Here is a 12069-nt window from a genome sequence, read left to right on the forward strand (position 1 = left end):
TGTAAGCGCATCCGCCGGGTCACCCAAAAGCCGCAGGGTAACCCTGGGAAACGGCAGGAAACGGGAAGACACCGTAAGAAACAGCACGCAATTCCGGGTCATGGTGCTTCACGCAGCCTCAGCGGGTTCCGGGCTGCGGCGCATGAAGAGATGCGTCCTTACCGGCGTGACATCCCCGCGGCCAGTCACATCCGATTTTGTTCGTATTGGTCCTCACATGAAGGGACATTTCTTCGCCTTGGCGCGTGCCGGGCAGATACGGTAGATGTATGACCTCTACCGCCGCCACCGAGACAGTTCGGCCCGAACGCCATATCCCCGCAGAAATCGCCCGCTCATGGCTTCTGGTTAACGCGATGAAAACAGAGCTTTTTGACCAGTCCGCGGTCTCGCGCGCTGACTCGATCATCTTGGACATTGAAGACGCGGTGGACCCGTCGCAAAAAGAGCACGCCCGCGGCAACGTCGTGGAGTGGCTTACCCGTGGCGGGAAGGCCTGGGTGCGGATCAACGATGCCACCAGCCCGTTCTGGGCCGAGGACCTTGCCGGACTGCGTGGAACGCCCGGACTCCTCGGCGTGATGCTCGCCAAAACCGAATCCGCCGATCAGGTGACCGAGAGCTTCCACCGGATGGACGGAAAAACGCCGGTCATTCCGCTTGTCGAATCGGCCCTGGGCATCGAGGAGGCCAACAACATTGCCAAGGCCCAGGGAGCGTTCCGCCTGGCCTTCGGTTCCGGTGACTTCCGCCGTGACACCGGGATGGCAGCCACTCCCGAAGCCATGGCCTACCCCCGCGCCAAGCTCGTCGTCGCCAGCCGCGTCGGCAACCTGCCCGGCCCCATCGATGGCCCCACCGTCGGCACCAGCCACCCCATCCTGCGCGAGCAGACCGGTATCACGGTGATGATGGGCATGACAGGCAAGCTGTGCCTGGCCATCGACCAGACCCCCGTTATCAATGAAGTCATCAGCCCCACGCCCTCAGACGTTGCGTGGGCCACGGACTTCATGGCCGACTTCGAAGCCAACGGCCGCGTCATCCGCGATGGCTCCGACCTTCCCCGGCTGGGCCGTGCCGAGAAGATCATGAAGCTCGCGGTAGCCTTTGGCGTGCAGCCGGCGCTGTAGCCCCCACCGTATTTTTCAGAGCACCACAGGAGACCCCGTGACCGGTACCCGCTATCTGGTCCACGGGGTCTTTTGGGATGGTCAGCCGGCTCCCGGCAGAGGGCACGACGGCGGCGCCCCGGTGATGCGCCTTCAGTCACCGTCCGGGGACTTCCTTCAGCTCAGTCTCCAGCCCGGTGCCCGGCTCGGCTTCCAGATCGTCGAACAGTTCAGATCCTGTCTGGGGCACCTTCGCGTCCAGTCATCAGTTCGGCGGGACCACATCCTCTGCTCAACAGGCGCCCCGGCGGCCAGGGGCAAGCAGTGCGAGCGCTGCTTCATGCTTGACGAGTCACGGCTGATCCATGACTTTCACCGCGGCGGCCGCGTCCCCCCGGGGCTGCTGGACTACCTGATGCAGGAACACTGGCTGTATGTTGCCACTTTTGCCGGCGGCAGCACGAAGGTGGGAACTGCCTCCGGGCCGCGGAAATGGAACCGGCTCGCGGAGCAGGGAGCTGTGGTGGCCAGGTACGTGGCCCGGGCGCAGGACGGGCGCGTGGTGCGGATCCTGGAGGATCTGGTGACCGCAGAAGCCGGACTGACCCAGCAGGTGCGGTCTGCTGCCAAAACGGAAGCGCTGCTCCAGCCCCTCGGAGAAGCGGAACTGGATGCCCTCAATGCCGGCCATGCCGGATCGGTCCGCGGACTCCTGGCGCGCACCGCCGTCGAAGGCTTCACGGTCGCCGACGAGCAATGGATCCGCCCCGAACAGACGTCAACCCTGTACAGTCCCGCAGCCCGCCACGCCTACCCCCATCCGTTGGATAACGGGCGGCACGGCTTCGATATTGCCGCTCTGAGCGGGACCAACGCCCTTGCCCGGCTGGACGGAACCGATGCTGCATTCGTGGTGAACCTGGGCCACTTGGCGGCCCGCACCATTGTCCTGGGTGACTTCGCCTCACCGGTGCCCGCCGTGCAGGAGTCACTGTTCTAAACAGGCTCGGTAGACTGTCACGGTGCTGAACGAATTCTGGGCCACCGCGCCCACCGCCTATAAAGTCCTGGTTTTCACCGCCATGGGGCTCATCGCCGTCGGCATCGTCCTGAACCTCGTCGGGAACATCAGCGGCAACCAGGGACTGGCCACCGCCTCCCTACCGGTGATCGGGCTGGGCCTGCTTCTGCACGTCGCCGGAATTGTGGTCCGCGGCCAGGCCATCCGGAAAAGCTACAAGCGGTAGGCCGCATTCCGGCGGACGTGGCTGCGCGCATGCTCCACTGCCGCTGCCAGTTCCACGAACAGATGCTTATGGTGCCGCAACGAGCGGATCACTCCAACGTTCGTCACCAGGGTCAGATGGTCGGGCCGGACTCCCTTGAGCAGGACCGTGATGCCGCGCAGCTCCAAGGCGCAAATGACCTCCACCAGTGCGTGGGCGCCAGTGGCATCGAGCATCCGCAGCTGCGAGAGCCGGATGATGGCCACTTGGACGTCCTTCACCTGGCTGATCTCTTGGAGGATGCGCTCCGCGGCGCCAAAGAACATGGCACCGTCCAGCCGGAAGACCGCAATATGCTCATCACCTTCAGTGCGGGGGCCGGAGATCTCTTCTCGCTGAACACTGCTGAGCGAAGCGAATTTGCGCAAGGTGAAGAGCGCCGCCGCGGCCAGTCCAATCTGGATTGCGACGATCAGGTCGAAGGCGACGGTAATGATTGCCGTAAGGACAAAGACCGCCGCGTCCGACCGCGTTGAGCGAAGGATTGCGGCCACGGTCCGCCGCGACACCATCCGGGTGGCGGTGACCATCAGGACACCGCCCAGGGCGGCCAGCGGAACGCGGCTGACCATCCCCGACGCCAGATAAACAATACCCAAAAGCACGACGGCGTGGACGGCGGCTGCCATCCTGGTTTTGGCTCCTGAGCGAACGTTAACGGCAGTCCGCGCGATGGCGCCGGTGGCGGGCATGCCACCAAACAAGCCCGCAGCGACCGACGCCAGGCCCTGGCCGGTCAGTTCCCGGTCCGGACTGTAGGCCCCGCTTGGTGCACCGTCCGGACCGGTCATGCCGGCGGCCACCCGGGCTGAGAGCAGGGATTCGATTGCCGCGAGGAAGGCGATGGCCACAGCCGGCATGGCCAGGCTGCCCAGTGTGCTTGGATCGATGACGGGAACCGAAGGGCTTGGAAGGGAATCCGGCAGCGGGCCGATCCGCGGGATGTCCAGCTGCAGGAGTTCAGCGGCCACCGTTGCCAGGAGCACCGCGAGCAGGCTCGCCGGAAGGGCGCGGAACAGCTTCTGTACCAGGAGCATCACGATGGCCACCCCCACCACGAGCGCGAGCGTCAGCAGGACCGTGGGTGCCACAGCACCGGACGCGGCCTCGATGGCTGCGAGGAGGGTGTTATGGCCCGGGATTCCGGCGGTGCCGGTGGCGAGCGGAACCTGCTGGAGGAAAATGATCGCCGCGATGCCCAGCGTGAATCCTTCAACCACTGGCCACGGAATGAATGCCACCGCCCGGCCCAAGCCGCTGATTCCCAGGAGGCAGACCATCACGCCCGCCATCAGGGACAGCAAGGGGACGGTGCCGGTGCCGTGGACCGCCACCACGGGGGCAAGGACCACCACCATGGCACCCGTCGGACCGGACACCTGGACGGGCGAGCCTCCCATGACCGCCGCGACCAGCCCGGCTACGATCGCCGTGACGAGCCCGGCCGCAGCGCCCACACCGGAACTGACACCGAAGGCCAGGGCAAGGGGCAGCGCGACGATGCCCACGGTGATCCCCGCCAGCAGATCGGACCGCCAGGATCGGCGGAGGTTCGTGTAGTCGGCCCGCGACGGAAGGAACCGGCTGAACATCCCGGATCCCGAGCGTAGGTCCTTACTCACGACGCTGACACCCCGGGCAGGTGCCCCGCCGGCAGCTCCTGCGCCAGCCGGAGCTGCTCGTTTGATTCAGCGAGATTGTCCAGCAGGAAGGTACGCGCGACAGCCAGCAGAGTCGCAATTCCGGGGTGCGCCAGGCGGTACGTGACGGCGTTGGCCGTCCGGACCGATGTCACCACTTTGTGCCTGCGGAGGGTGGCGAGGTGCTGGGAGAGATGGGAGGCCTCCAAGCCGGTTTCGGCAAGAAGGTTGCTGACTGCCGTGGTGTTCCCCGGTGCTGCAGCCAACAGCTCCAGGATCCGGATTCGGGCCGGGTGTGCCAGGGCCTTAAAAAGGTTGGCCTTGATCTCGTAGAGCGGAGCCTGGGCTGCGGACAACATAGGGAAAACTCCCTGTCGGGATAGGGGCGGCGGCCGCAACGTCACGTTCCGAGTCGCTGAAAGGCGAGTTGATGAATTGATGATTCCATCATATCAGTGCGATGCAAGGCCTCCCCGTGGCCGGGGTAAGGATAGGCTTGAACCCATGACTATCAATCCGGACCTGCAGGGGCGCAGCTACCCTGCCGCAGAGGTGTACGACGTCGGCCGCGAGAAAATCCGCGAGTTTGCCCGCGCCGTCAAGGCCACCCACCCCGCCCACTTTGATATCGAGGCGGCAAAGGATCTGGGACACAGCGACCTGGTGGCGCCTCCCACGTTCGCCATCATCATCGCCCAGCGTGCCGACGCACAGCTGATCGAGGATCCGGACTCAGGCATCGACTTTTCCCGGGTGGTTCATGCGGACCAGCGGTTTACCCATCACCGCCCCATCTTTGCCGGCGACCGGCTGGTGGCCGAGCTTCATGTGGACGGTGTCCGTGCCATGGGCGGCGGCGCCATGATTACCACGCGCTCCGAGATCTTCGCGCTGGCCGGCCATGACGGTTCAGCCCGCGAGAGCGTTGCCACCACTACATCATCCATCCTGGTCCGCGGAGAGGGACAGTAACCATGAGCCCCAGCTTCCACGAACTCACGGCCGGCCAGGACATTGGCAGCCGCACTGTCGAGGTCACGCGCACGGACCTGGTCAAGTACGCCGGCGCTTCCGGCGACTTCAACCCCATCCACTGGAACGAGGCCTTTGCCACCAGCGTGGAACTTCCCGGCGTCATCGCGCACGGCATGTTCACCATGGGCGCTGCCGTACAGCTGGTGACCGACTGGGCCGGTGACCCCGCCGCCGTCGTCGACTTCCAGACGCGCTTCACCAAACCCGTCCTGGTCGCAGATACCACCGGCACGCCCGAACCCGGGGCCACCATCGAGGTCACTGGCGCCATTGGAAAGCTCGACGCCGATGCAGGCACCGCGCGCATTGACCTCACCGTGGTCTCGGCGGGGCAGAAAGTACTGATGAAGGCGCAGGCCGTCGTCAGGCTGTCCTGAGGCATACATTGCATAACATTCCCCCGAGCTACGGTATACAGGTGACCCAGACATTGCTTTCGGACCTGACTACGGCCGCCGTCGGAGGGCCCGCCGGCAACTACGTCGAGGCGAGGACCGAGACCGAGATCATCGAGGCGGTCCGCACCGCCGATGAAGCGGGCGAGCAACTGCTGCTTATAGGCGGCGGTTCCAACCTCCTGGTGTCCGACGACGGGTTCCCCGGAACCGTGCTCAGAATCGCTTCCGAGGGGTTCACAGTCAACGCTGAGGACTCCTGTGGCGGGGTGTCGGTGGTGGTCCAAGCCGGTCACAACTGGGATGCCCTGGTGGAACACGCCGCGCTGCATGCCTGGTCCGGCCTCGAGGCCCTGGCCGGGATCCCCGGCTCCACAGGGGCGACACCCGTCCAGAACGTTGGTGCCTACGGCTCCGATGTTTCCCAGACCATTGCCGTCGTACGGACCTGGGACCGGACCCGGAATGCCGTGAAGACCTTCACCAACGCGGAGCTCAGGTTCGGCTACCGCGATTCGATCCTCAAGCAGACCACCGTCAACGGTTCACCCCGCTACGTGGTGCTGACCGTTGAGTTCCAGCTGCCCCTCGGCCGGATGAGCGCGCCCATCAAGTATGCGGAGCTGGCTCGTTCACTGGGTGTGGAGCCTGGCAAGCGGGCGTATTCGAACGACGTCCGCCGTGAAGTGCTGCGCCTGCGCGGCTCCAAAGGCATGGTGCTTGACTCTGCCGACCGGGACACCTACTCCACCGGATCGTTCTTCACGAACCCCATCGTTCCTGCACAGGTGGCCCTGGCGCTGCCTGACTCCGCACCCCGGTATCCCGCAGGCCAGGACGGCCTGGTGAAGTTGTCGGCTGCCTGGCTTATCGATCAGGCAGGCTTTGGCAGGGGCTTTGGACTGGAGGAAGGAAGCGTATCCGGCGGGCGCGCCTCCCTGTCCACGAAGCACACGCTCGCCATCACCAACCGGGGCTCGGCAAGCGCCGAGGACATGCTGGCCATCGCACGCGAGGTGCGTGCCGGCGTCGTCGAACGCTTTGGCATTGAACTGCACCCGGAACCGCTGCTTATCGGGCTGGAGCTTTAGCCGGAAATGGCATTGTCAGGGGCGGTCTCACGCTCCATGGCCCGCACGTTCGCTGCCACCCCCATGACCGCCGAAGCCCAGCCGACGAAGGCGAGGTAGGGGCCCATGAAAAGCCAGACCAAAAGCCCCGGCATGGACGGACTGGTGCGGCCTGCAAGAATGCAGGTCACGATGCCGATGATGGCAGTCGCGGTGGAAAGGATCCAGAGGAACCGGCCGGCTGGCGGGTGCCCGCGCCAGCCGCGGAAGACCTGGAGCCTGCTGCGGCTCACGCTGATGCCCGGAAACAGGACAGCGTAACCTCCGCCGAGGCTGAAGACCAGGGAGGCCAGGAGCAGCCACAGTTCGGATTTGCCGTCAGCCAGGAATCCGTACACGGCGAGCAGTCCGGCAGCCACTCCGATCAGGACCGAAAGGGTCCCGCCCGCCATCCATCCTTTTGTTCCGCGCGCCAACAACTGCCACAAACTCCCCAAAGTCATGGTTCCACCCTAGCGCCAGTGCCCTGACCGGCGGACCACTGCCGCCTAGTATGAGGACATGGCAGGAACGTCATCGAAACGCATGAGCCGCACGATCATGGGCAGGCTCCGGCTTGCTTCCCAGGGGTTGCTGGGACCCGGCCTGGGTTCAGTTCCGGAGGCCGTCCGCTGGATGACGGCCTCCCAGGCCCAAAACCTGCAGGAGGCGCTGTGGGCCGTCGGCCTGCGGGTTCCTGCCGCCGGGCTGACTGCGGTCCGGGCAGCCCTGGATAACGGCGTGGTGATCCGTTCCTGGCCGATGCGCGGAACGTTGCACCTCGTGGCCCCCGAGGACCTGTCCTGGATGCTTGGCCTCACCGCCGATCGGCTCACCCGCAGCATCGCCGGCAGGCACCGGGAGCTGGACATCACCTGGGCTGACATCGAAAAGTGCCGCGACATTGCCTTGGAGCGCGTGACGGGCGGCGGCTCCTTGAGCAGGACTGAGCTGTTCGACGTGTTTGAGGCTGCCGGGCAGCCCACCACAGGCCAGCGGGGGATCCACATCCTGGGGACCCTGTGCCGCCACGGTTGGCTCGTCCAGGGTCCGCTTGCCGGCAACCAGCAGTTGCTGGTGGCGTTCGACGAATGGATCCCGGAGTCGCGCAAACTCGAGCGGCAGGAGGGGATCGCCGAGTTTGCGCTGCGGTACTTCAGGAGCCATGGCCCGGCCACACTGCGTGACTTCGCCTGGTGGACGCAAATTCCCCTGACGGAAGTCCGCACTGCGTTTGAGCAGGTCCGGGGGCAACTCGTCGAACTCAAGTTCGGCGACGCCAGCTACTGGATGTCGCCGGACACCGCTGCACTGCTCGACGCCGGAGTGCCCGGCCAGCGGTCCGTTCTCCTGCTGCCCGGTTTCGACGAGTTCGTTCTTGGTTACCAGGACCGGAGCCTGGTCCTGGCACCTGAGCACGCCGGGAAGGTTGTCCCGGGCGGCAATGGCGTCTTCAAGAAGACCCTGGTCGGCGGGGGAGAGGTGACCGGCACGTGGGCCGGCCCGGGCAAGGGCCGGAACGCCGGCGTCGTGCCTGAACTCTTCGACGAGGGCAAGCCCCTCGGTCCGGCTGCCCAGGCGGCGTTCAACAGGGCCGCGGACCGGTACCGGGCGTTCCTGGCCGGCTGAACGCCGAGCCCGACGAGCGGCCCTTCCCCGCACGAGCGGTGCGGGCCTGACCCGCTGATGCCTCGAGCGGCCCTTCCCCGCATGAGCGGTGCGGGCCAAAGCCGCTGGTGCGGGCTTGACCCGGCCAGGATTGTGATCGAGTTTGACGGCGCTGCGAAGTACGCGGAATACAAGCCCACAGGGGAGGTGCTTCTTGACAGAGCGTCGGCGGGAGAATGCACTGGTCGAGGAGGGCTGGCTGGTCCTCCGGCTCGAGTGGACGCACCTCTCCCGGCCTGCAGAGCTCAGGCGACGCCTGCTGGCGATAGGGGACCGTTCGAAGGGCATGAGCGCGTGACAGGGATTACGCAAGAACGGCCCTGCCCCGCAGGAACTGTGCTGGTGAGCACCGTTCCTGGGGCAGGGCCGCCATCAGGCAAATGTCCGGGTTACAGCGTGCCTGTCGCGATGTTGAGCATGCGCCGCAGCGGCTCGGCGGCACCCCAGAGGAGCTGGTCGCCGACAGTGAAGGCGCTGATGTACTCCGGCCCCATCTCGAGCTTGCGGATACGGCCCACAGGGATGTCCAGTGTGCCGGACGCGGCCACAGGAGTCAGGCCTGCCATCGAGGCGTCCTTGGTGTTGGGGATTACCTTGGCCCACTCGTTGTCCTCGGCCAGGATCTTTTCGATCTCGGCAACGGAGAGGTCCTCCCGCAGCTTGAGGGTCAGAGCTTGTGAGTGGGAACGCATGGCACCGATGCGGATGCACAGGCCGTCCATGATGATGTGGTTTTCGTCCGTGGTTCCGAGGATCTTGTTGGTCTCAACCCCGGCCTTCCACTCCTCCTTGGATTGGCCGTTACCCAGGTCCGCGTCAATCCAGGGAATGAGGGAGCCGGCCAGGGGAACGCCGAACTGGGTGGCGTCGATGTCCGTCCGCTGGTGGGCCAGGACCTTGCGGTCGATTTCCAGGATGGCCGACGCCGGGTCGTCCAGTTCCGTGCTGACCTGGGAGTTAAGCGTGCCGAACTGGCTGAGCAGCTCACGCATGTGCCGGGCGCCGCCGCCGGAGGCAGCCTGGTAAGTCATGGAGGTGCCCCACTCAACCAGATTGTTCTTGAACAGGCCGCCAAGACCCATCAGCATGCAGGAGACCGTGCAGTTGCCGCCGATGAAGTCCTTGGTGCCGTTCACCAGGCCCTTGTCGATGACATCCCGGTTGATGGGGTCCAGCACGATGATCGAGTCGTCGTTCATCCGCAGCGTCGAGGCGGCGTCGATCCAGAGGCCGTCCCAGCCGCGGCTGCGGAGTTCGCCGTGGACCTGCTTGGTGTAGTCACCGCCCTGGGCAGTGACAATAATGGGCAGCTTCGCGAGGGTGTCGATGTCGAACGCGTTCTCGAGCTTGCCGGCACTGCCTTCTGCTGTACCAGCAATGGAGGGCGCGGCACCTCCCGCGTTGGAGGTGGAGAAGAACACCGGGTTGATGTTGGCGAAGTCGCCCTCGTCCTGCATGCGCTGCATGAGGACGGAACCGACCATGCCACGCCAACCGACGAGTCCAACGGACGGATTAGCTGCTGTAGTCATTCGTCCAGTTTAGACTTCGGAGTGCACTGGGCGCAGTCGGTTACGTCACGCCCGGCCGGCGGGGCGTTCGGTGGATACTGGCCTACTCGGCGGGGCGGGGGAGATTGTGTGCCTTGCGCAGCTTCTCGGCCTTGCGCTCTTTGAAGTAGCCGGACCAACCCGCCAGAAGGGGAATAAGGACCAACAGGTACATCCACCAGATCTCGCCCAGGATCTCCCACTGATCGGTGATGGCCATTTGCACGATCCCGTAAAGCATCCCGCCAAATCCGATAGTGATCAGCACTGCAAGGACGAGCAGCCCGGCCGAGCTGTTCACGGGTTTTATCAGACCGAGGCCGTCGTCCTTGCGGACTCCGTACTCCTCGGGTGTATACGCGATCAACTCACCGTTTTCGGCGCGCCGATACACCAGGTCCCTTCGGTCCGGGGGGATGTAACCAGGGTCCTGGGGAACGTCGTTGCTACGCCTCGCCACGTGATTCCTCGATGGCACGCAACAGTCCGGCATCGTCCAGCCCCGGAGATTCAGCAACCTCATCGGCGTCGAAGTCCGGAATGCCTGTGACCCAGGAATCGCCGTCGCGTCGGACCAGCAGGTTCTTTTCGCTGTCCAGCGTCTTGAACACGAGGTAGGCCGAGCCCTCCGGATTCTCTTCAACGTGCTGACGGACTACCCGGAGGGTGGCCTCGGACGAGGAGATGGACGGGTCCTGGGCGAACGCAAACCATGTGCCCAGCAGCCGGGGCTGGAGCATGAGGGCTACACCCGGGGCTTCGAGGAGGGCAACATTGTCCATCGAGTCGGCGGTCAGAAGTGAAATTTCCGTCCAGCGCGTCGCGCGTCCCAGCGCCGTAGCCACCGCGGCCGCCACGCCGGTCACACCAAGGCGGCCTTCCGCGTCGACAGTTGCCATGTCGCGGGCCATCAGCGAAGAAGCTCCGGCGGTGGACAATGTCACATGATCCACCATTTCCTCGGCATGGAAGACAGCCACCGAACGGTCCCGGGCGGAGCCGTCGAAGACGTTAAGCAGATAGGCAAATTCGCCGACTCCGAAGCCGATGACGTCGATGCCGAGCCGAGGGTCCTGCCGGGTTTCGTCCTGGGTGGTCATAAAAGTCTCCTATCCTCCGATGCCGAGGAAGTTCGCAACGGACTTGCCTGCATCTTTAACGGTATTGCCGGCGTCGCTGACGAACTTGCCCGGATCTTTGACGGCGTTGGCTATGCCTTCGCCCACGTTCTTTCCCACGCTGCTGATCGTGTCCCAGTTCTCGTAGATAGCAATTCCTACACTGGCGACCTGGCACACGGTTCCGGCTGGTGGCGGCAGGAAGCAGCCGACCCCGAGTGTGGCCTTTAAGGCGCTCCCCACGCCTCCTTTGATGTCGCCGTGCGCGAAGCTGTTGACCGAGTCATAAGCGCTGAAGCCCACGCCGGCCCAGCCCAGTCCACGTGCCAGCCCTGACTTGCCGAGCCATTCATATTTCGAACCCGCAGCGATCCACGGCTTTTCGGCGAAGAAGCCCTCGAACTTGTTCAGTGGCCCGATGTATTTGTTCAGGTTTTTGAGCGACGCGATGTCGGAGGCTTTGTCAATGAACCCAATGCCCCGGTTTGCCTTGGCCGAGTCTTTGAGAAGGTCGTCAAGGGCGGAGTTCCCCGCGGTGTTTCCCAGAAGGTGGCGGCTGTCGAAAACGGGCCCGCCGATCCGGTGCATGCCCTTCGACAACAGGGCCTGGGCCATTTCCGCACGCTGGTTTTTCAGCACCCAGCCGTACTGCCCTATGTGCTTTGCCAGGGTGAGCGGGGCCTTGATGTACTTCTGGATGGTCATGCCGGTCCTCAGCGCACCGATGCCCCCAAGCAAGACCCCACCCAGCACGCCCGCCACGGTTCCGCCGGGACCGCTGACGGTGCCCGGACGACTGCCAGCCGCCCCGCTGTTGCTGGCCTTCTCCTGCTCGTTGGCGTTCTCCAGCAGCTTTTTGGATTCCTGCTTGAGTGCCAGTGCCGTCTGCTGGATCATCGCCCGATGGCTGCCGTTCCAGTCGGAGCGGAAGGAGTTGGCGTCGTGGCCTTTCCAGGAAGGGGTGTTGTTGATCTGGCTGCTCAGCTGCGCGGACTGCTGCAGCAGCTTGTCGGAGACTGTCCCGAACTGCTGCGCCAGCGTGCGCAGCTGGGCGACATCCGCGCCCCACACATCTCCTGCCACGAAGCATCATCCGCCAAATTCATCTATCCGTTCGTGCGGTTGTCCCCGGACCAAACTATCTGCTGCACCGCCG

Annotated in this window: 15 protein-coding genes; 8 read left to right on the forward strand and 7 right to left on the reverse strand. The window is 64.8% G+C overall.

All coding sequences use genetic code 11. The features are described 5' to 3' along the window. The first annotated feature begins 269 nt into the window (after positions 1-269). The 3 genes from QFZ40_RS04325 to QFZ40_RS04335 are packed head-to-tail and all read left to right on the forward strand — an operon-like array spanning position 270 to position 2359. A complete protein-coding gene (locus tag QFZ40_RS04325; protein ID WP_306903058.1) occupies positions 270-1133 on the forward strand; it encodes an HpcH/HpaI aldolase/citrate lyase family protein in 864 nt (287 codons plus the stop codon). 37 nt (positions 1134-1170) lie between these two features. Beyond that, positions 1171-2112 (forward strand): DUF2797 domain-containing protein, encoded by a 942-nt coding sequence (locus QFZ40_RS04330; RefSeq protein WP_306903059.1) that lies wholly within the window; start codon positions 1171-1173, stop codon positions 2110-2112. 22 nt (positions 2113-2134) lie between these two features. After that, positions 2135-2359: a DUF3188 domain-containing protein gene (locus QFZ40_RS04335; protein ID WP_306903060.1), complete on the forward strand. Its 225-nt coding sequence runs from the start codon at positions 2135-2137 to the stop codon at positions 2357-2359. Here QFZ40_RS04335 and QFZ40_RS04340 read toward each other — a convergent pair. Further along, positions 2347-3990 (reverse strand): SulP family inorganic anion transporter, encoded by a 1644-nt coding sequence (locus QFZ40_RS04340; RefSeq protein ID WP_306906816.1) that lies wholly within the window; start codon positions 3988-3990, stop codon positions 2347-2349. The genes QFZ40_RS04335 and QFZ40_RS04340 overlap by 13 nt on opposite strands. Positions 3991-4016: 26 nt before the next feature. Further along, the gene (locus QFZ40_RS04345) at positions 4017-4397 is read right to left on the reverse strand and encodes an ArsR/SmtB family transcription factor (protein WP_306903061.1); all 381 of its coding nucleotides are present in this window, start codon (positions 4395-4397) and stop codon (positions 4017-4019) included. A 145-nt stretch (positions 4398-4542) separates the two neighbouring features. On the opposite strand from QFZ40_RS04345, the gene QFZ40_RS04350 reads away from it, so the two are divergent. The 3 genes from QFZ40_RS04350 to QFZ40_RS04360 are packed head-to-tail and all read left to right on the forward strand — an operon-like array spanning position 4543 to position 6559. Next, positions 4543-5010: an FAS1-like dehydratase domain-containing protein gene (locus QFZ40_RS04350; RefSeq protein ID WP_306903062.1), complete on the forward strand. Its 468-nt coding sequence runs from the start codon at positions 4543-4545 to the stop codon at positions 5008-5010. A 2-nt stretch (positions 5011-5012) separates the two neighbouring features. Further along, positions 5013-5450 (forward strand): MaoC family dehydratase, encoded by a 438-nt coding sequence (locus QFZ40_RS04355; protein WP_306903063.1) that lies wholly within the window; start codon positions 5013-5015, stop codon positions 5448-5450. A 41-nt stretch (positions 5451-5491) separates the two neighbouring features. Beyond that, a complete protein-coding gene (locus tag QFZ40_RS04360; RefSeq protein WP_306903065.1) occupies positions 5492-6559 on the forward strand; it encodes a UDP-N-acetylmuramate dehydrogenase in 1068 nt (355 codons plus the stop codon). Here QFZ40_RS04360 and QFZ40_RS04365 read toward each other — a convergent pair. Further along, entirely contained in the window at positions 6556-7041 is a 486-nt protein-coding gene (locus QFZ40_RS04365) for a hypothetical protein (RefSeq protein ID WP_306903066.1), read from the reverse strand. The two genes, QFZ40_RS04360 and QFZ40_RS04365, sit on opposite strands and share 4 nt — an antisense overlap. A 58-nt stretch (positions 7042-7099) precedes the next feature. Between QFZ40_RS04365 and QFZ40_RS04370 the strand changes: the two genes are divergently transcribed. Further along, complete coding sequence (locus QFZ40_RS04370) at positions 7100-8206, forward strand: winged helix DNA-binding domain-containing protein (protein WP_306903067.1); 1107 nt, start codon at positions 7100-7102, stop codon at positions 8204-8206. Positions 8207-8399: 193 nt separating this feature from the next. After that, positions 8400-8543 (forward strand): hypothetical protein, encoded by a 144-nt coding sequence (locus QFZ40_RS04375; RefSeq protein WP_306903068.1) that lies wholly within the window; start codon positions 8400-8402, stop codon positions 8541-8543. 91 nt (positions 8544-8634) lie between these two features. On the opposite strand, the gene asd is transcribed toward QFZ40_RS04375, so the two are convergent. The 4 genes from asd to QFZ40_RS04395 all read right to left on the reverse strand — a co-directional run bounded on the left by asd (position 8635) and on the right by QFZ40_RS04395 (position 11996). Further along, positions 8635-9777, reverse strand: coding sequence for an aspartate-semialdehyde dehydrogenase (gene asd, locus QFZ40_RS04380; RefSeq protein ID WP_306903069.1), 1143 nt, complete (start codon positions 9775-9777; stop codon positions 8635-8637). Between the two features lie 82 nt (positions 9778-9859). Then, the gene (locus tag QFZ40_RS04385) at positions 9860-10255 is read right to left on the reverse strand and encodes a hypothetical protein (protein WP_306903072.1); all 396 of its coding nucleotides are present in this window, start codon (positions 10253-10255) and stop codon (positions 9860-9862) included. Beyond that, a complete protein-coding gene (locus QFZ40_RS04390; protein WP_306903073.1) occupies positions 10242-10895 on the reverse strand; it encodes a hypothetical protein in 654 nt (217 codons plus the stop codon). The genes QFZ40_RS04385 and QFZ40_RS04390 overlap by 14 nt, the downstream gene beginning before the upstream one ends. A gap of 9 nt (positions 10896-10904) precedes the next feature. Further along, entirely contained in the window at positions 10905-11996 is a 1092-nt protein-coding gene (locus QFZ40_RS04395; protein ID WP_306903074.1) for a WXG100 family type VII secretion target, read from the reverse strand. Positions 11997-12069: the final 73 nt, after the last annotated feature.

Origin of the sequence: Arthrobacter pascens (assembly GCF_030816475.1) — a bacterium.
Lineage (GTDB): Bacteria > Actinomycetota > Actinomycetes > Actinomycetales > Micrococcaceae > Arthrobacter > Arthrobacter pascens_B.